The 19,192-nt window shown below is 68.2% G+C and carries 18 protein-coding genes; 13 read left to right on the plus strand and 5 right to left on the minus strand.

The annotated features are described in order from the left end of the window. Window positions 1-1,404 carry a hypothetical protein gene (locus GRI75_RS08305; protein ID WP_160746500.1) on the minus strand — a complete coding sequence of 468 codons (1,404 nt, stop codon included), beginning with the start codon at window positions 1,402-1,404 and terminating at the stop codon, window positions 1-3. Between the two features lie 128 nt (window positions 1,405-1,532). On the opposite strand from GRI75_RS08305, the gene GRI75_RS08310 reads away from it, so the two are divergent. The 4 genes from GRI75_RS08310 (at window position 1,533) to katE (ending at window position 6,348) form a co-directional block, all read left to right on the plus strand. Continuing rightward, window positions 1,533-2,573 (plus strand): D-alanine--D-alanine ligase family protein, encoded by a 1,041-nt coding sequence (locus GRI75_RS08310; RefSeq protein ID WP_160746501.1) that lies wholly within the window; start codon window positions 1,533-1,535, stop codon window positions 2,571-2,573. Beyond that, entirely contained in the window at window positions 2,570-3,457 is an 888-nt protein-coding gene (locus tag GRI75_RS08315; protein ID WP_160746502.1) for an NTP transferase domain-containing protein, read from the plus strand. The genes GRI75_RS08310 and GRI75_RS08315 overlap by 4 nt, the downstream gene beginning before the upstream one ends. Before the next feature lie 106 nt (window positions 3,458-3,563). Continuing rightward, entirely contained in the window at window positions 3,564-4,142 is a 579-nt protein-coding gene (locus GRI75_RS08320; RefSeq protein ID WP_160746503.1) for a hemerythrin domain-containing protein, read from the plus strand. Window positions 4,143-4,188: 46 nt separating this feature from the next. After that, complete coding sequence (gene katE, locus GRI75_RS08325; RefSeq protein WP_160746734.1) at window positions 4,189-6,348, plus strand: catalase; 2,160 nt, start codon at window positions 4,189-4,191, stop codon at window positions 6,346-6,348. Between the two features lie 28 nt (window positions 6,349-6,376). Here the strand turns inward: katE and GRI75_RS08330 are convergent, their stop codons facing one another. Both GRI75_RS08330 and queF read right to left on the minus strand, forming a co-directional pair. Further along, complete coding sequence (locus tag GRI75_RS08330) at window positions 6,377-7,678, minus strand: UDP-glucose dehydrogenase family protein (protein WP_160746504.1); 1,302 nt, start codon at window positions 7,676-7,678, stop codon at window positions 6,377-6,379. Between the two features lie 78 nt (window positions 7,679-7,756). Continuing rightward, entirely contained in the window at window positions 7,757-8,224 is a 468-nt protein-coding gene (gene queF, locus GRI75_RS08335; RefSeq protein WP_160746505.1) for a preQ(1) synthase, read from the minus strand. Window positions 8,225-8,333: 109 nt separating this feature from the next. On the opposite strand from queF, the gene GRI75_RS14435 reads away from it, so the two are divergent. From GRI75_RS14435 to GRI75_RS08380, 9 genes are all read left to right on the plus strand, one after another. Next, window positions 8,334-9,473 carry a hypothetical protein gene (locus tag GRI75_RS14435; protein ID WP_202389663.1) on the plus strand — a complete coding sequence of 380 codons (1,140 nt, stop codon included), beginning with the start codon at window positions 8,334-8,336 and terminating at the stop codon, window positions 9,471-9,473. Window positions 9,474-9,490: 17 nt separating this feature from the next. Continuing rightward, a complete protein-coding gene (gene sseA / locus GRI75_RS08345) occupies window positions 9,491-10,336 on the plus strand; it encodes a 3-mercaptopyruvate sulfurtransferase (RefSeq protein WP_160746506.1) in 846 nt (281 codons plus the stop codon). 121 nt (window positions 10,337-10,457) lie between these two features. Then, a complete protein-coding gene (metC, locus tag GRI75_RS08350) occupies window positions 10,458-11,663 on the plus strand; it encodes a cystathionine beta-lyase (protein ID WP_160746507.1) in 1,206 nt (401 codons plus the stop codon). Then, window positions 11,660-12,691, plus strand: a complete 1,032-nt coding sequence (locus GRI75_RS08355) for a mechanosensitive ion channel family protein (protein WP_160746508.1) — start codon at window positions 11,660-11,662, stop codon at window positions 12,689-12,691. Before metC ends, GRI75_RS08355 begins: the two co-directional genes overlap by 4 nt. 300 nt (window positions 12,692-12,991) lie before the next feature. After that, window positions 12,992-13,750, plus strand: coding sequence for a uroporphyrinogen-III C-methyltransferase (cobA, locus tag GRI75_RS08360; protein WP_160746509.1), 759 nt, complete (start codon window positions 12,992-12,994; stop codon window positions 13,748-13,750). Then, on the plus strand, window positions 13,747-14,043 hold the full coding sequence (locus GRI75_RS08365) for a DUF2849 domain-containing protein (RefSeq protein ID WP_160746510.1): 297 nt from the start codon (window positions 13,747-13,749) through the stop codon (window positions 14,041-14,043). Before cobA ends, GRI75_RS08365 begins: the two co-directional genes overlap by 4 nt. Then, entirely contained in the window at window positions 14,043-15,677 is a 1,635-nt protein-coding gene (locus GRI75_RS08370; RefSeq protein WP_160746511.1) for a nitrite/sulfite reductase, read from the plus strand. The genes GRI75_RS08365 and GRI75_RS08370 overlap by 1 nt, the downstream gene beginning before the upstream one ends. Next, window positions 15,670-16,182 (plus strand): DUF934 domain-containing protein, encoded by a 513-nt coding sequence (locus GRI75_RS08375; RefSeq protein WP_160746512.1) that lies wholly within the window; start codon window positions 15,670-15,672, stop codon window positions 16,180-16,182. Before GRI75_RS08370 ends, GRI75_RS08375 begins: the two co-directional genes overlap by 8 nt. Next, entirely contained in the window at window positions 16,175-16,954 is a 780-nt protein-coding gene (locus GRI75_RS08380; protein ID WP_160746513.1) for a phosphoadenylyl-sulfate reductase, read from the plus strand. The genes GRI75_RS08375 and GRI75_RS08380 overlap by 8 nt, the downstream gene beginning before the upstream one ends. Before the next feature lie 146 nt (window positions 16,955-17,100). On the opposite strand, the gene GRI75_RS08385 is transcribed toward GRI75_RS08380, so the two are convergent. Together GRI75_RS08385 and proB are read right to left on the minus strand one after the other, a co-directional pair. Continuing rightward, the gene (locus GRI75_RS08385; protein ID WP_160746514.1) at window positions 17,101-18,009 is read right to left on the minus strand and encodes an NAD-dependent epimerase/dehydratase family protein; all 909 of its coding nucleotides are present in this window, start codon (window positions 18,007-18,009) and stop codon (window positions 17,101-17,103) included. Beyond that, window positions 18,006-19,142 (minus strand): glutamate 5-kinase, encoded by a 1,137-nt coding sequence (gene proB, locus GRI75_RS08390; RefSeq protein WP_160746515.1) that lies wholly within the window; start codon window positions 19,140-19,142, stop codon window positions 18,006-18,008. Before proB ends, GRI75_RS08385 begins: the two co-directional genes overlap by 4 nt. Window positions 19,143-19,192 lie beyond the last annotated feature (50 nt).

Consider the following 19,192-nt stretch of genomic DNA (forward strand, 5'->3'; position numbering starts at 1 on the left):
TCAGGCGACGACTGGCCTCTGCGCCGCCTCTATCACTTCGCTGACCTGCAGCATGTCGCCTTGCAGCCGCGTCTCGAGCGTGCCGGGCGGCAGGCCCGCAAGTTCCGCGATCAGCGGCATCGAGAGCCCGATCCGCAAAGTGCCTGCCCATTCGCCGTCGGCGCGGTGGACGCATTTGACCGGCTGCCCCAGCCGCAGGCCGCGCGCGGCCAGCACGCGGTGCCAGCGCCGGGCCAGGGCGAGATCGGGCGAGGTCGGAAGCGGCGAGAGGTCGAGCGTGGCCAGTGTGGAGAGGTGCAGTTCCGGCCCTCCGAAGCTCGGCGCGACCAGCCGGGCGCCGAGCCGTTCGGCCAAGCCGTGCACGGCAGCGCCGAAAGCCGCGATCACCCGCTCCCTGGCGTTGGGCGCGATCGCTGTGAAGCGTTCCAGCTCGAACAGTGCGGCCTCGATACGGAGCAGAAGGCCCGGGTTGACGGTGGCCGGCAGGTGCTCGCAGCCATGCCAGTGCGTGGGCCACTCGGCGCGCCGGAACACGGTCGCCAGCCCCGCGGGCAGGCGCTGCGCCGGCGCCAGCTCCGCCGGCACGAGAGCGAAGCCGGAGAACGGCGGTCCGCCGATGAACTTCGAACCGGTCAGCATGACGATGCAGCCGAGCGCGATCAGCCGGCGCAGGCGCGCGCCTTCGATGCGCACCTGGCAGGCGTCGACGACGAAAGTCGCGCGGGGCCCAAACGCGGAGACGAGTTCCTCGAGCTGCTTCAGATCCGGCAGCACCAGGCCGGTCTTGGATCCGTAGACGACGTGCACCAGGGGATGGCGGCCTGCTGCGATCTCCTCGCCGGCGATCCGCGCTATGCCTGCCGCCACGGCCCGGCTGGACAGGGGTATCCCTTGCTCGTCGCGGATCGGCAGGTCGCGCAGGGTGGTCTGCGCAAGACCTTCGATCGGCGTGCCGGCGGCAACGCGCTTGCGAAGCGCGGTCTCGCCGGCGAAGTAGCGCCCTGCCGCCGAATGGACGCAGCCGCTGCCGACTTCGTCCTTACCCAGCAGGATGCCGGTGACCGGACCCCTGGCACGCGCGCCGGCGAGCGCCAGCGCCACATATTCGAGATCGGTTCCGGAAGGAGCGAAGACGATGTCCGTATCGGCGCGAAGGTCCCAGGCCGCCCGCATCCGCGACCGCGCGTGGTCCAGTCGGTCGCGATAAGCGGCCTGGTCGAGCAGGAAGCCCGATGGCCAGGCCGCGACGATCCGTTCCAGATGCTGGAACGCGGCCAGCGAAATGTCGTTGGCCGTGGACGAGGCATAACCCAGCGTGGACCGCGCGAACGGCGAAGCCCCGTACTGGTTGGTGTTCTCGCCCGGACGGACCCAGATCCGGCGGTCCCCGCCCGAAGTGAGCATCTGCGAGATGAAATTCGATCCGTGAATGGTCCGTCTCCCGGTCCGATGCCATGGACCTAGACGGGTACGGCGTCTTTTCCGTGACAGGCTTCACAACGGCGTAACACAAGCGGGCGATTGCCCGGGCCATGCACAGCGCCCAATTCGTGGCCCCTGCCCTCGCCCGCCTTCCTTATGAGGCGCGCGAACGTCTGCGGGTCCTGTTCATCGCCAAGCACGTCTTCTGGCAAGGCGGCCTGCACCACGAGGACGGCAACCACGCCGTCTATCACCGTGAGATGCGCGAGGTGCTTTCCCGTCTCGGGATAAAGCTCATGCTCGCCGACAGTTACGAAGCGCTGTTCGCCGACCCCGGGTGCGATTTCATCTTCCCGCTGCTCAACCGCGGGGGGTTTCTCAATTCGGAGATGCTGCTGCCACTTCTGGCGACGCGCCTCGGCATTCCGTTCTTGGGCGCCAGCCCGATCCTGCGCGGCCTTTCCGACGACAAGCACCTGACCAAGCTGGAAGCGCAGGCCCGCGGGGTGCCGACGGCGCCGTGGACCGTGTACCGCCGCGGAGCGGCGCCGGACCCGAATGCCTGCCCGCGCGCCGAGCGCCTGGTCATCAAGCCGAACGCCTCCTCCGCAAGCTGGGGCGTGCGCGAAGCCGGGGATTGGGCGGGGACCCTGCGCGCGGTCGACGAGATCCACGCAGAAGGCCACGACGCGATCGTAGAGCCGTTCCTCAACGGCAGCGATGTCGAGGTTCCGGTGATCACTTGCGAAGGCGAGCCGGCAATCATGCCGCTCATGCTGTTCGAACAGGCTGACCCCGGCCATCTGCGCACCTATCAGGAGAAGCGCGATCTGGTGGAGCGGGCAGACCAGTACCGTCTCGTCCCGTTCGCGGACGGCGAACAGACGGGCCTGATCGCCGATTACACCCGGCGGATGGCGCAGGTGTTCTTCCCGTTCGATTACGGCCGCTTCGAGTTCCGCCTCGACCCCCGGACCGGCGCGATCCACTTCCTCGAGGTGAACCTCAACTGCAATCTCTGGTCGCAGAAGGTCTTCGGCAAATCGGCCGAACTGCTCGGCTGGAGCCACGCCGACCTGATCGAGACGATCCTCTGCGGCAGCCTGGCACGGCAAGGCCTGCTCGCCAGCCGCCAAAGCATCGCCGCGTGACCAGGTCCTTGCATGTCGTCGTCCTGGCAGCGCAGCGCCGGGGAGTGGCCAATCCGCTGGCGGAACGTTTCGGGGTCTCGCACAAGTGCCTGATCCCGCTGAAGGGCCAGCCGCTGATCGCCCATGTGCTGGGCACTCTTCGCTCGCATCCGCGCGTGGCCAGCATCGCCATTTCGGTGGAGCCGGAGGCGTTCGCGGCGATTGACGATGTCGTGCGGTTGCTGCCCCCCGGCCTGCCCATCGAGTGTGTCCCCGCGGCCGACAATCTGGCCGACAGCGTCATCGCCGCTGCTGGAGATCACGGCGGGCCGCTGGTAATCACGACCGCCGATCACGCGCTGCTCGACGGCCGCTCGCTCGACGCGCTCGCAGTGGCCCTGCAGAGCCATGCGGCGGCGATCGCCATGTGCCCTCGGGAGGCGGTGCTTGCTGCCCATCCGCAAGGCCAGCGGCGCTTCTACGAGTTCCGCGACGGCGGCTACTCCAACTGCAATCTCTACGGCCTGGCCGGGCGAGGCGCGCTCGAGGCGGCGGAGATCTTCCGTGGCGGCGGCCAATTCGCGAAGAACGCCGCGCGGATCGTTTCCGCGTTCGGCATCGTCAACCTTCTCCTCCTGCGCTTCCGGATCGTCTCCCTCAGCGGCGGCATCGCGCTCATCTCGCGCCGAATGGGTCTGTCGATCGCCCCGGTGGTGCTCGAAGACGGCAGCCAGGCGATCGACGTCGATAACGACCGCACTTATGCGATTGTCGAAGAGCTTCTCGACGCTCCGGGACGAGAGGCGTTGCACGCCGAGAAGCAGTCCCGGGCGGTCGCGGCCGGTACCAATCGCCGGCGCCGCATCAAACAGGAATTGAAAGTCTCTACAGAGTCTTACGTTTAACAGAAGCGCGGCAAATCCAAGTCGCGGATGTAAATCGAAGTACTCGGTAAAGTTCGGGAACTTGTGGGATGCCGCTCTGTTCTAGGCGGCAGGAGGATCATCCCCAATGTCCCGATCTGCTAAAGCGCCGCCGAAGGGCTCTTCCTCGGCTAAGAAAGCCGCTGCCAAGCCGAACAAATCGAGCAAGGAAGGCAAAGTCGCGCCGCGCGCCGATCCTGCCGCCGACGCGATCGCCATCCTCGAAGCCGACCACCGGGAAGTCGAACGGCTGTTCGACAAGTTCGAGGCGGCCGAAGGCGACGCCAACAAGCGCGATCTGGCGAACGCCATCTGCGTCGCCCTGAAAGTCCATGCCCGGCTGGAGGAAGAGCTCTTCTATCCGGCCGCCTACGCAGTGCTGGGCGACAAGAGCCTGATCGAGGAAGCCCAGGTCGAGCACGCCAGCGCCAAGGATCTCATCGCGCAGATCGAAACCGGCGCGCCGGGCGAGGCGTTCTACGACGCGCGGGTGAAAGTCCTCGCCGAATACGTCGATCACCATGTGACCGAGGAAGAGGAAGAGATCTTCCCGCAGTGCCGCCGCAGCAAGATGGACCTCGACGCGCTCGGCGCAATCATGGCCTTGCGCAAGCAGGAGCTGATGGCGGGCTTCCTGGTCTCCAATCCCATCCTCGCACTTTCCTGACCTCGAACACGATCGGAGGCCTGCCGTGGCCCGCAAACCCAAGAGCATGACCCCGCCGCCTATCAAGAGCGGCGAAACGCCGCGCAAGGCGCCCAAAGTGCCGCCGGGCGTCCAGCTCAGCGAAAGCTATGGCGAGCCGCAAGGCACCGGCGGCGAGACTCACCAGGTCGCCGGCGGCGGCGTCGCGACGCTCACCACGCAGCAGGGCATCCCGGTCGCCGACGACCAGAACTCGCTGAAGCAGGGCGCCCGTGGGCCGATCCTGATGGAGGACTTCCACTACCGCGAGAAGATCTTCCACTTCGACCACGAGCGGATCCCCGAACGCGTCGTCCACGCCCGCGGCTACGGCGCGCACGGCTTCTTCGAGCTGACGGAATCGCTCGCCGACGTGACCCGCGCCGACGTGTTCCAGCGGGTCGGGGAGCGCGTGCCCGCCTTCGTGCGATTCTCGACCGTGGCCGGCAGCAAGGGATCGTTCGATCTCGCCCGCGACGTGCGCGGCTTCGCGGTCAAGCTCTACACCAACGAAGGCAACTGGGACCTCGTCGGCAACAACATCCCGGTGTTCTTCATCCAGGACCCGATCAAGTTTCCCGACATGGTCCACGCCGCCAAGCCGGAGCCGGACCGGGCCTTCCCCCAGGCGCAGACCGCGCACGACAACTTCTGGGACTTCATCAGCCTGACGCCCGAGAGCATGCACATGGTCATGTGGATCATGTCGGACCGGACGATCCCGCGCTCCTACCGGTTCATGGAAGGCTTCGGCGTCCACACCTTCCGGCTGCTCGATGCCGAGGGGAACTCGACGTTCGTGAAGTTCCACTGGAAGCCGCAACTGCGCCTGCAGTCGGTGGTCTGGAACGAAGCCGTCAAGATCAACGGCGCCGACCCGGACTTCCACCGCCGCGATCTATGGGATGCGATCGAGGGCGGCGACTTCCCCGCCTGGGACCTGGGCGTGCAGCTGTTCAACCAGGAGTTCGCCGACCAGTTCGATTTCGACGTGCTCGATCCGACCAAGATCATCCCGGAGGAGATCCTCCCCGTCCGCACGATCGGACGCCTGGTGCTCGACCGGGTGGTCGACAACTTCTTCGCCGAGACCGAGCAAGTCGCGTTCTGCACCCAGAACGTGCCGCCGGGGATCGACTTCAGCAACGATCCGCTGCTGCAGGGGCGAAACTTTTCCTACCTCGACACGCAGCTCAAGCGGCTCGGCTCGCCGAACTTCACCCACCTGCCGATCAACGCGCCGCGCTGCCCGATGGCGCACTTCCAGCAGGACGGCCACATGGCCATGCGCAACCCCAAGGGCCGGGTGAACTACGAGCCCAACAGCTGGGGCCCGCAGATGGGCGGCCCGCGCGAAGATCCCCTGCGCGGCTTCCGCAGCTTCGCCGAGACCAACCCCGAGCCCAAGCAGCGCCTGCGCCCGGAAAGCTTCGCCGACCACTACAGCCAGGCGCGCCAGTTCTTTATCAGCCAGACGCCGATCGAGCAGAAGCACATCGGCGATGCGCTGGTGTTCGAACTGAGCAAAGTCGAGCGGCCGGACATCCGCATCCGCATGCTCTCGCACCTGCTCAATATCGACGCGGATCTGGCCCAGACCGTCGCCGACGGGCTGGGAGCGGCGCTGCCGCAACCCGCGCAGGCCGCCATGCCGACGCGCGACGATCTCGATCCCTCGCCGGCGCTCAGCATCGTCGAGAACGGTCCGCAAGGTTTTGCAGGCCGCAAGCTCGGCATTTTGGTCACGGACGGGACCGACGCGGATCTGTTCGATGCCCTGACCGAAGCCGTTACGGCGGCGGGCGGAGTGTTCGAAGTCGTGGCCCCGAAGATCGGGGGAGTGACGCTGTCCGACGGTGCGGCCCTGGCTGCCAAGCACAAGATCGATGGTGGGCCATCGGTGCTGTTCGATGCGGTCGCGGTCATTCCCTCGAGCGAAGGGGCTCAGCTGCTGGCCGGCGACGGCCCCTCGCGCGACTTCGTCAGCGACGCCTTCGTGCACTGCAAGTTCATCGGCTTGTCGGAAGGCGGCGCCGATCTGATGACCGCAGCGGGCCTCGGCGACAAGCTGGACGAGGCCTGCATAACGCTCGCCGCTCCCGGCGACGCGCCCGCGTTCATCGCCGCCTGCGCTCCCCTCCGTCACTGGCAGCGCGAGCTGATGGTCGATCTGGACGCGAAGGCCTAATCCGGACCGACCCGCGTAGCGGTCGGCATCACCTGCCGACCGCCACGTACCGGAAGCCGTGGCGCTCCACTTCCTCGCGGTTGTAGAGGTTGCGCAGGTCGACCAGCAGGCTCTCTGCCAACAGGCCTTTCATGCGGTCGAAGTCGAGCGCGCGGAAGGTGTCCCACTCGGTCACGATGACGGCCGCGTGAGCACCCTGCAGCGCCTCGTAGGCGTCGCCGCAGTAAGTCACGTCGTCGAGCAGCTTGGCCGCCTGCTCCATCCCTTCGGGATCGTAGGCACGCACCGTCGCCCCGGCATCCTGCAGCGCCTGGACGATGGCCAGCGCCGGCGAATCGCGCATGTCGTCAGTATTGGCCTTGAACGTCAGGCCGAGCAGGCCGACCGTCTTGCCGTGCGCGTCGCCGCCGATCGCCTGCACCACCTTGCGGCCCATCGCCCGCTTGCGGTTGTCGTTGGCCAGCACCACGGCCTCGACGATCCGTAGCGGCGCCTCGTAGTCGTGGCTGGTCTTGAGCAGGGCCAGCGTGTCCTTGGGGAAACACGAGCCGCCATAGCCCGGCCCCGCCATCAGGAACTTGGGACCGATGCGGTCGTCCAGGCCGATGCCCTTGGCCACGTCCTGCACGTCCGCCCCGACCCGCTCGCACAGATCGGCGATCTCGTTGATGAAGCTGATCTTGGTCGCCAGGAACGCGTTGCCGGCATACTTGGTCAGCTCGGCCGCCCGGCGGGCCATGACCAGCAGCGGACTCTCGTTGCGGATGAGCGGGCGGTAGACTTCTTGCAGCACGGTGCGCGCGTGATCGTCGGTCACCCCGATCACTATTCGGTCGGGTCGCTTGAAATCCTCGATCGCGGCGCCTTCGCGCAGGAACTCCGGGTTGGAGGCGACGGAGAACTCCAGGTCCGGCCGCGCCTCGCGGATGATCCGCTCGACCTCGTCGCCGGTGCCGACCGGAACGGTCGACTTGGTCACCACCACGGCGCCGGGGCGCAAGTGCTCGGCCATCTCCTTGGCCGCGGCATGGACATAGGACAAGTCGGCGTGCCCGTCGCCGCGGCGCGATGGCGTGCCGACGGCGATGAACACGGCATCCGCGTTCGGCACCGCTTCCGTCAGGTCAAGCGTGAAGCGCAGCCGCCGCGCCGCGACGTTCCTGGCCACCAGATCCTCAAGCCCCGGCTCGAAGATCGGGATCGTCCCGCCGAGCAGCGCGTCGACTTTGCCCGCGTCCTTGTCGACGCAAGTCACCTCGTGCCCGAAATCCGCGAAGCAGGCGCCCGACACGAGCCCGACGTACCCGGTGCCGATCATCACAATGCGCATCGCGTTCCCCTGCTGATTGGAAGGATCATCTTCGACGTTGGCGGTTGCGCCTAGTCCACCGGCAACCGCGAAAGCAAGTCAGCCGCGCCCGCGATAGGACGCAACGCCTTGATCCGGCACCCAAAGCCCTTCCGGCGCGGGGCCGGTCTGCCAGAACACGTCGATCGGAATGCCGCCGCGCGGATACCAGTACCCGCCGATCCGCAGCCAGCGCGGCTGCATTTCGTCCGCCAGCCGCTGGCCGATGCCGACGGTGACGTCCTCGTGGAAGCCGCAGTGGTTGCGGAACGAGGCGAGGAACAGCTTGAGGCTCTTGCTCTCGACGATCGTATCGCCCGGAGCGTAGTCGATCACCAGGTGGGCGAAATCGGGCTGGCCGGTTACCGGACAGAGCGAGGTGAACTCGGGCGCAGCGAAGCGCACGCAGTAGAGCGCACCGGCGCGCGGGTTCGGCACGTAGTCCAGCAGCGCCGCTTCCGGCGAAGCGGGCAGAGCGCTCTGCCGGCCGAGATGGCGCGGCGCGCCGGGGGAATCCGGGTCTGACATGCCGCGCCTGATGGCGGGTCCTACGCCGCGGCACAAGGGTGTCCGTTGACGCGGCGAATTCAGGGGCTATTCACCCCCCTCCCCGTCTTGCGCGGGACCAGGCCCTTACATGACACATCGCGCTTTCCTCCTTGCCGGCATCGCCGCAATGTTCGCCGTACCCGCAGGGGCCGCCGTGTCCGATTTCCGGCTGCCTGTGCCGACGCCTACCCCGACTCCGCGCGCGCAAGGGCCGGTCGACCCGAGCCTCCCCCCGCCGCGCGTGGCGACGCCGACGCCGAGTCCCACGCCGGCTCCGACGCCTACCATCACCGTCCCAGTGCTGCCGGACCCGAGCCCGACACCGACACCGGCACCTCGCAGCACTGCCACGCGGCCGGCGCCCGCGGCGACGCCAACCCCGTCTGCACCGATTGCAGCGCCCGAAGCCGAACCCACGGGCGAGGCAACGCCGGCACCGCTGCCGCTTCCGCAGACCGTTCCCGCCGCCCCGCCCGCTCCCGCTGCGGTAAGCGCGGATGAGGGCGACGAAGGCAGCTCCTGGCCATGGGTAGCCGGGCTGCTCCTGCTGGTCGGGGCTCTCGCCGCCTTCCTGTGGGTACGCCGCCGGGTCGGGCCGACGGGGCCGGTTGCGGTCCCGGAGATCGAGCGGCCGCGCGTTCCCGCCCGCCCCCAAGCCGCGGCGGAGCCCGAACCCGCACCCTCGCCCGCGCCGCTGCCACCCGTGCGGCAAGCCCCCGAGCCGGCACCCGCCGGCGAACCGCTCCCGGCCGCACCGCACCCGCTGCACATCTCGATCGAGCCCGGCAAGCTGTCCCTCACGCTGATGAACGCGACGCTCAGCTACCGCCTGACGCTGACCAATCGCGGAGCCGAGCCGCTGGAGGACCTCGTCGTGTCGGCCGACCTGATCGGCGCTCATGCCGCCCTTTCGCGCGAGGAGCAGCTGGCGGGGCCGCTGACCGAACTCGCCGAGCGCCACCGCCTCGCCGGCCTCGCGCCGGACGAAAGCGGCGAGGTCTCCGGCCAGTTGCGGCTGCCGCTGGCCATGGTCCGGCCGATCGTCCAGGGCAAGGCGGCGTTGTTCGTGCCGCTTGCACGCTTCCGCGTTGCCGCGCGCGGGCAGGAACCGCGCTGCTTCACCGTGGTGGTCGGCCAGCCCAGCCCGCGCAACGAGGCCACGATTCAGCCCGTTCGCCTCGACCTCGGCCCGCGCATCTATGACGGGCTTGCCGGACGCGCCTTTTAGGCGGTAGGCCGGGGCTTATGGAGAGCCTCGTATCCACCGACTGGCTGGCGCAGCACCTGGCGGAGCCCCGCCTCGTCGTGCTCGATGCCTCCAGCCACTTGCCGGACGCCAAGCGTGATGCCCGCGGCGAATTCGCTGCGGCGCATATTCCCGGCGCGCGATTCCTCGATCTCGCCACGCTGATCGATCCCGAAAGCCCGGTTCCTTCCGCCGTACCGACCGCGGCGCAGTTCGCCGAGCGGATGCAGGCGCTCGGCGTCAACGACGGCGACCGGCTGGTGATCTACGACGACAGCGCGGTGAAGACGTCCGCCCGTGCCTGGTTCATCGCCCGGATGCACGGAGTGCGCGCGGTGGCGGTCCTGGATGGCGGGCTCGGCAAATGGCGCATGGAACAGCGTGCGCTGGAGAGCGGCGAGCCGGCGATCGAGTGCGGGCAGTTCACCGCTTCCGCCGGTCCCGGAACGGTGCGGCTCAAGGCCGAGATGCTGGCCAATCTGGGGCGCAAGTTCGAGCAGGTCGTCGACGCGCGCGGCCGCGCGCGTTTCAGCGGCGAAGAGCCGGACTTCCGCCCGGGCATCGCCGCGGGTCACATCCCCGGCTCGCGCAACCTGCCCTACAACCTGCTGTTCGCGCATGACGGAACTTTCGCCCTCCCGAAGGACCTGAGGCGTGCCTTCGAGTCATGCGGCGTCGATCTCGATCGCCCGGTGGTGACGACCTGTGGCGGGGGCGTGACCGCGGCGGTGCTGCTGTTCGCGCTTCACCTGCTCGGCAAGACCGACGTCGCGCTGTACGACGGCAGCTGGAGCGAATGGGGTGCCGATCCGGCAACCCCCAAGGAAACAGGACCGGCGCTTTGAGCTCTTTCCCTCCCGCGTCGTCCCGGCGAACGCCGGGACCGCTGCCCGCCAGGTCGAGCCTGCACGGTTGGCGCGTCGAGGCCAGCGGTCCCGGGTCAAGCCCGGGACGACGGAGCGATCGATGACTCGGCCCGGCAAGCCCCGCCGCACCGCTACCCGGCTGGTCGAGGCTGGACGCCGCAACGAATGGACCGGGGCAGTGGTCAATCCCCCGGTGTGGCGGGCCAGCACGCATCTCTACGCCGATTCCACCGATCTCGCCGAAGGGCGGCCGAACGCGGACGGGCACTTCTACTACGGCCGCCGCGGTTCTCCGACGCAGTGGGCTCTCGCGGAGGCGCTCACCGAGCTGGAGCCGGGCGCATACGGCACCCTGCTCTACCCGAGCGGTGTCGCCGCGATCGCGGGGGCTCTGCTGGGCGTGCTGAAAACCGGCGACGCGCTGCTGATGACCGACAACGCCTATGAGCCGAGCCGGGCGATGGCCAGGAACCTGCTCGCGCCGCTCGGCATAGAAACCCGGTTCTTCGATCCGCTCGACATCGACGCCTTCGCGCAGGCGTTCTGCGACCGCACCGCCGCCGTCCTGCTGGAGAGCCCCGGCAGCCTGACGATGGAAGTCTGCGACGTCCCCGCGTTCGCCGCCATCGCCCGCGAAAAGGGCGCGCTGAGCCTGCTCGACAACACCTGGGCCAGCCCGCTCGGCTTCCAGGCGCTGCGGCACGGCTGCGACGCGGCGATCATGTCGCTCACCAAGCATGTCGGCGGCCATTCCGACCTGATGATGGGCTCCGTAGCCGCGGGCGAGGAGCTTTACGGCAGGCTGCGTGCCAAAGCGCAGTCGCTCGGCCAGGTCACTGCACCCGACGATGCGGCCCTTGCAACGCGCGGCCTGCGGACGCTCGGGCTGCGGCTGGAACGGTCAACCTCCAGCGCGCTCGAGGTTGCCGAGTTTCTCTCGCAACGGTCTGAGATCGCTTACGTCTTGTGCCCGATGCTGCCCGGCGCGCCGAGACACGAACTCTGGCAGCGCGACTTCACCGGCGGCTGCGGCCTGTTCAGCTTCGTCCTAAAGGGTCGGAGCGTCGCCGCCCGCGCGCGCCTGATCGACGCGCTCGAGCTGTTCGGCATCGGCTACAGCTGGGGCGGCTACGAGAGCCTGGTGATCCCGTTCGATCCCGCCCGCGTGCGCAGCGCGACGGCCTGGCCGCCGCAAGGATGGGACAGCGCCGACCGCCTGGGCGTGAGGCTGTCGATCGGGCTCGAGGATCCGCAGGACCTGATCGCCGATCTCGAGCGCGGCCTTGCGGCAATGGGGGACGAATGATCGCAGCTAGAACCGGTGCCGCTCGGCAAGTGGGCGATGCGCAGGCGCAACAGGCGGAGGACGGCGGCGCGATCGAGGGCGCCGACGCCATCAAGGACGCCGTGGCCGAACAGAGCATGACCGTCGCCAAGGTCATCGAGAAGCTCGATGCGTTCGGTTTCACCGTGGCGGACACGCGCTTCTCGCTGTGGACCGTGCTGCTCATGATCATGGTGCTGATCGGCATCTACGTGGTCACGCGCCTGCTCACCGCCTTCGCGCACAGCGTGCTCACGCGCCTGACCGGCCTCGACCCGTCGCAGAGGCTGCTGAGCCAGAAGCTGCTCTCGATCATGATCTGGACGGTGTCGATCCTCGTCGGCATCGACATCCTCGGGATCGACCTTACCGCGCTGGCGGTCTTCTCCGGCGCCCTCGGCCTCGCCATCGGCTTCGGCCTGCAGAAGACCTTCGGCAACCTGATTTCGGGGATCATCCTGCTGATGGACCGTTCGATCAAGCCGGGCGACGTGATCGCGATCACCGACCAAGCGGGCAGTTCGACGTTCGGCCAGATCCGCAAGATCGGCATCCGCGCGGTCTCGGTCGTGACCCGCGACCAACGCGAATACCTGATCCCGAACGAGCAGCTGATGATCAACCAAGTCGAGAACTGGTCCTATTCGACCAAGACCGTCCGCATCCAGGTGCCGGTCGGCGTCTCCTATACCTGCGACATCGAGCATGCGGAGCAGCTGATGCTCGAAGCGGCGAAAGCCACGCCCCGCGTGCTCGACTCCCCGCCCCCGACGGTCTGGCTCGACGCCTACGGCGACAGTTCGGTGAACTTCGTGATCCAGTGCTGGATCGTCGACCCGGAGGAAGGCGTCGGCAACGTCCGCTCCGACGTGCTCAAGCGGCTGTGGAAGCTGTTTCAGGAGAACGGCATCGAGATCCCCTTCCCGCAGCGTGACCTCAACTTCCGAGACAACGAACAATTCCGGCAGCTTGTCGCGGCGATCTCGCAGCGGATGGCGCGGGGCGAATGACGTAATGCCCTCATCCAAGCTCCGCTAGCCCGCTTCGCGGGCAAGCTCCGCTATCCTTCTCCCACCAGTGGGAGAAGGAGTTTACCGGGCATGCAGCGCTTCAACTTCCTCTCCCACTGGTGGGAGAGGGATACGAAGGCTTGGCGGCTTGCCGCCTAGCCGAAGTTGGGTGAGGGCTCGCCGCCCGCAACAACGCACCAGCTTCGCTCACGCCGGGGCAGCCAGCTCCTAAAGCTGACCTAGCCACCACGATACCCATTCTCGCTGGCGGCTTGCCGCCCCAGTGGCCATTTCTGCGCCATGGCACATCATGGCACCGTTTTTCTCGTCGGCGCAGGACCGGGCGACCCGGACCTGCTGACTCTGCGTGCCGCGCGCCTGCTCGAGCGCGCCCGTTTGATCGTGCATGACGGGCTGGTCGATCCCGCGGTCCTGGCCCTGGCCCACCCCGATGCAGAGCTGATCTCCGTCGCGAAGAGCCGTGCGCGCCACACCCTTCCCCAGTCCGAAATCAACGCGCTGCTCGTGCGCGAAGCGCTCGCCGGGCGCGATGTCGTTCGCCTGAAGGGCGGCGATCCGTTCGTGTTCGGCCGCGGGGGCGAAGAGGCGGAAGCCTGCCGCGCAGCCGGCGTTCCGGTCGAAGTGGTCCCCGGCATCAGCGCCGCCAACGGCGCGGCCGCCGCGGCGCAGATCCCGCTGACTCACCGGGATGCGGCCAGCATCGTCAGCTTCGTCGCCGGCCAGTGCAAGGGCCTGGCGGAGCAGGACTGGGCCGGCCTTGCCGGCAAGGGTCGCACGCTGGTGATCTACATGGGCGTGAAGACCGCGCCGCAGATCGCCGAGAAGCTGATGGCCGACGGCCTCGCCCCGGACATGCCGGTGGCGGTGATCGAGAACGGCGCGCGCCCGCAGATGCGCGTGCTGCGCGCTTCACTTGCGGGCCTGCCCGATCTCGTGGAGCGGGAGCGGGTGAAGAGCCCGGCACTTATCATCATCGGCGAAGTGACCGCCCGCGAGGACGCGGCGCTGGCGCGGATTGCCTCGGAGATTTCGGCATGAAGATACTAACCGGCAACGATCTCAAGACCGGCTCGGTCGTCTGGTGGGACGGCCAGGGCTGGTCGATCTACGTCGACGACGCGGTCGACGTGGGCGATGCCGCCGACGGCATCATGGCCCGCGAGGAAGCGGCCTGCCGGGTAAACAATCCTTACGCGATCGATGGCGAGAAGACCGCCGACGGCGTGCGCCCGGCCCATATCAAGGACCGCGTCCGCGCCTACGGCCCCACCGTCCGCCCCGACCTTACTCTCAAGCCGGCCGATCCCGAGGCCGGAAACTGGGTGATCTGATGTACCGCTACGACAAATACGACCAGGCCATGGTCGACGCGCGCGTGGAAGAGTTCCGCGACCAGGCGCGCCGCCGCATCGAAGGCCATCTGACCGACGACCAGTTCAAGCCGCTGCGCTTGAAGAACGGTCTCTACCTGCAGCTCCATGCCTACATGCTGCGGGTGGCGATCCCTTATGGCACGTTCGATTCGCGGCAGATGCGCAAGCTGGCGCACATCGCCCGCACGTACGACCGCGGCTACGGGCACTTCACCACCCGGCAGAACATCCAGTACAACTGGATCAAGCTGGAAGAGGCGGCCGACCTGCTGGGCGAGCTCGCCACGGTGGAGATGCACGCCATCCAGACGAGCGGCGAATCCGTCCGCAACATCTCTGCCGACCAGTATGCCGGCGCCGCGGCCGACGAGATCATCGATCCCCGCCCCTGGTGCGAGATGATCCGGCAGATGACCACGTTCATGCCGGAATTCAGCTACCTGCCGCGCAAGTTCAAGATCGCGGTGATCGCATCGAAGGTCGACCGCGCGGCCCTTCGCTGGCACGACTTCGCGCTGCGCATCGTCAAGAACGACGCCGGCGAGATCGGCTTTGAGGTCTATGCCGGCGGCGGCATGGGGCGCACCCCGTTCATCGCCTTCAAGATCCGCGACTTCCTGCCGACGGACCAGATCTTCAGCTACCTGCAGGCGGTCCTGCGCGTGTGGAACCGCAACGCGCGGCGCGACAACATCCACAAGCAGCGGATGAAGATCCTCGTCCACGAGCTGGGCGAGGAGGAGTTCGCCCGCCAGGTGGAGGAGGAGTTCCAGCACTTCCTGACGCTGGCGACAGACTTCCCGCAGGCCGAGTACGACCGCATCGCCGCCTACTTCGCCCCGCCTCCGTTCGAGCAGGGCCTGAGCGACGAGATCGACCGCTCCGACCCCGAGTTCGCGCTGTGGGTCGACCGCCAGACCGTCGCCCACAAGGCGCCGGGCTATGCGATCGCCAACATCAGCCTGAAGCCGATCGGCGGCATCCCCGGCGACATCTCGGCCGACCAGATGGACCTCGTCGCCGACCTGGCCGAGCGCTACAGCTTCGACGAGATCCGCGCGACCCATGCGCAGAACCTCGTCCTGCCGCATGTCCGCAAGCAGGATCTCTACGCGGTGTGGCAGGCGCTGACCGAAGCGGGGCTGGCCGACGTCAACCTCGACCTCGTGACCGACATCATCGCCTGCCCTGGGCTCGACTACTGCAGCCTCGCCAATGCCCGTTCGATCCCGCTGGCCCAGAAGATCGCCGAGCGTTTCGCCGACCGCCAGCGCCAGCAGGACCTCGGTGAGCTGAAGATCAAGATCTCCGGCTGCATCAACGCCTGCGGGCACCACCACGCCGGCAACATCGGCATCCTCGGTGTCGATAAGAAGGGCAGCGAGAGCTACCAGCTCCTGCTCGGCGGATCGGGTGACGAGGAGACGTCGCAGGCCAAGATCACCGGCCCCGGCTTCGACGAAAACGGGATTGTCGACGCGATCGAACGCACCGTCGAACGCTACCGCGCGATCCGCGAGCCGGGCGAGCGGTTCATCGATACTTACCGCCGTGTCGGCATGGATCAGTTCAAGGAGGCGATCTATGGTTGATCGTAACCCCGTTGCGGGCGGCCCAGGCGGCGGTCCCGGAACTCTCGAGCCGGCACCTGGCGGCGAAAGGGACTGGCTGCGCTTCCGCGACGATCCAGCTCCCGACGAACCCGCGGTGACGCTCGATGCGTTCCTCGACCAGTCGAACGCCGGTTCCGTGCGCCTCGAAGCGGGCGACGACGTGCGCCGGCTCGGCCCGGTGCTCGACCGCCTTCGCCTGGTGGAAGTGGATTTCCCCCGCTTCCGCGACGGCCGCGGCTTCTCCAGCGCCCGAGTCCTGCGCGAGATGGGCTACACCGGCGAGATCAAGGCCACCGGCGACGTGCTGGTGGACCTGATCTACTTCATGCGCCGCTGCGGCTTCGACAGCTTCGCCCCGAACGTGCCGTTCAACCGCGAAGACGTGAACGCCGCAATGAGCCGCTACCCTTACGTCTACCAGCCGGCCGCCGACGACGCGGTGCCGATCTGGAAGCTGCGCCACCCGGACCTGGCCAATGGCTAGCCGTCCGATAGACGTCATAGACACGGGCCCGAGCTTCACCCAGGCCGACGCGGACGCGCTCAACGCCCGCTTCGCTGGGGTCGAAGTCGGCACGATGCTGCGCGAGCTGTTTGCCGAGGGCTCGCTCGGCCGCGTTGCGGTCGTCTCCTCGTTCGGCACCGAAAGCGCGGTGCTGCTGCATCTCGTCGCCCAGGCCGACCCGACGGTGCCGGTGATCTTCGTCGACACGCTGAAGATGTTCCAGGAAACGCTCGATTACCGCGACACGCTGGTTTCGCGGCTCGGCCTGACCAATTCCTCGGTCGTGCAGCCGGACGCGGCCGTGCTGGCCGCGAAGGACGAGAACGGCCTCCGCTGGTCGTGGGACCCCGACGGGTGCTGCGAAATCCGCAAGGTGGAGCCGCTCAAGCGCGCCAAGCAGGGCCTCGACGCCTGGATTTCCGGCCGCAAGGCGTTCCAGTCGGTCACCCGGCAGAACCTGCCGCGCTTCGAAATCGAAGACGGCCGGCTCAAGATCAACCCGCTGGGCGACTGGACCAAGGACGACCTGGAAGCCTATTTCCAGCAGCACGACCTCCCGCGACACCCGCTGGAGTCCCAAGCCTTCCTCTCGGTCGGCTGCCAGCCGTGCACGTCCCCCGTCGCTCCCGGCGAAGACCCGCGCGCGGGCCGCTGGCGCGGCTGGGACAAGACCGAGTGCGGCATCCATGTGCCCGGCCAGACCGACACCAAGGAAGACGAGCTTCCCCCGGGCTTCGAACCGGCGTTTTAGCCAGATTCCCCTCCTCTTTAGAGGAGGGGGTTGGGGCTGGTGGAGGCGCGAAACGTTGCTCACGCCCCAGCACCGCCCCGCTGCGACTAGGTTCGCCCCCGGCTCACCAAGTCTCGCTGCCCCTCCTCTGAAGAGGAGGGGTTGACCTAAAGCCAGCCCTTCTCGCGGTACCACTTCGCCGTCGAGCGGAGCCCATCTAGGGTCGCCACCTCCGGCATCCATAACCCGGTCGGCGGCCGCATCCGCGGGGTGCAGACCCAGTCGGGGTGGGTCATGTAGCCGACGCGATCCGGCGTGAGCTTGGCCTTGTCTCCGCGCAGCGCCTTGTCGAGCCGCGCCACCCGTTCGAGCATCGGCTTGGACAAGTGCGGTACCCACGGGCGACGGCCCAGCGCCCAGCCGATCGCCTTGGCGAGTTCGCGATGGCTCCAACCGTCATGCTTGCCGTCGTCGGGCTCGAACACCTGCCGTGTCACGTCCTCGCGGGATGGTACTAGCGCAAGCAGCAGCCGGGCGAGATCCTCCACATGGATCAGCGACGCGCGCCCTTGCGGCGGCATCGGCACGACACCCCACTTGGCCAGCTTGAACAGCTCGAGCATCTCACGGTCGCGCGGGCCATAGATCGCCGGCGGGCGAACGATGGTCCAGTCGAGGCCGCTGGCGGAGACCAGCTTCTCGGCATGGCGCTTGGACGCGCCGTACTCCGACAGCTGCGGCTCCCGCGCCGCCAGCGAGGAGACGAACACGAAGCGCGGCACCCGCGCGGCCACGGCCGCTTCGACCACGGCCATCGTGCCTTCGATATTGCCGAGATGGAAGCCCGTCGGGTCCGGCGTGTTGACCACCCCGGCCACGTGGATCACCGCCTCCGCCTTAGAGACCAGGCGGACGAGCGCCTTGCGGTCGTGGAGATCGCCCGGGACCCATTCCACGCCGGGCATCTTCGGCTGCCTGCGGCGCGTGAGCGCCCGTATCTCCTGCCCCTGGCCGGCAGCCAGTTCGAGCAGAGCACAGCCGACGAAACCGGTCGCGCCGGTCACGGCTATCGTCATAGCAGCACCAGCTGGTCGCGGTGGATCACCGCCGCGCGCGGGGCGTAGCCGAGCAGCGCTTCGATTTCCTCGCTCCTGCGGCCCTTGATGCGCTCGATCTCGGCCGCGGTGTATTCGGCCAGGCCTTGCGCCAAAGTGCGGCCGTCGCCGTCGCGGACAGCCACGGGATCGCCGCGGCCGAAATCGCCTTCGACCGCCGTGATCCCGGTGGCGAGCAGGCTGCCGCCCCTGCCGAGGGCCGCGGCGCAGCCGGGATCGACCACCAGGACGCCGTGCATCCGCTGCCGCCCGCCGAGCCAGGCCTTGCGGGCCCCGTCGCGGCGGCGCGGCAGGAACAGCGTGCCGATTCCCTCGCCGGAGAGGCCGCGCGCGAGTGGCGCCGTGTGCGTTCCGTTGACGATCGCCAGGGCAATGCCGGCGCGCTCGGCGATCTCGGCCGCCTGCAGCTTGGAGGTCATCCCGCCCGAACCCATGCCGGAGCTGCTTGCGCCCGTCGCCATGGCGTGGACCTCGTCCGTGACGCCTTCGACCCTCGCCAGCCTCTGCGCGGCGGGGTCCTTGGGATCGCGGTCGTAGAGCCCGTCGACGTCGGACAGCAGCACGATGGCATGAGCCGATGCCGCCTGCGCCACACGCGCGGCAAGCCGATCGTTGTCGCCGAAGCGGATTTCCGCTGTCGCCACCGAATCGTTCTCGTTGATCACCGGTATCGCGCCGGCCTTCAGCAGCCGGGCCAGGGTAGCCGCTGCGTTGAGGTAGCGGCGCCTGTCCTCGAGATCCTCCAGCGTCACCAGGAGCTGCGCGGCGGGGATGTCGTGCGCGGCGAGCCGCTCGGCCCACAGCGAAGCCAGCGCGATCTGGCCGACGGCCGCCGCGGCTTGCGCATCGGCGAGGCTTCCGCGCCCGCCTTTCGCCAGCCCGAGCCGCGCCGCGCCAAGCGCGATCGCGCCGGAGCTGACCACGATCACCTCCTGCCCCCGGGCGCGCGCCTGCGCCAGTTCGCGCACGAGGCTGTCCAGCCATTCGCCGCGCACCGTGCCGCCCGGGCCGACGAGCAGCGAGGAGCCCACCTTCACCACCAGGCGGGGCGCGGTCGCGGCGTCGGCGAGGTCTGCAAGGCGGTCGATCGGCATGGCGGCGGGGCTTACCCGAGAGAGTGGCGTTGGGGAATACGGGCGCGGGA

Source organism: Croceibacterium soli (assembly GCF_009828065.1).
Taxonomy (GTDB): Bacteria; Pseudomonadota; Alphaproteobacteria; order Sphingomonadales; family Sphingomonadaceae; genus Croceibacterium_B; species Croceibacterium_B soli.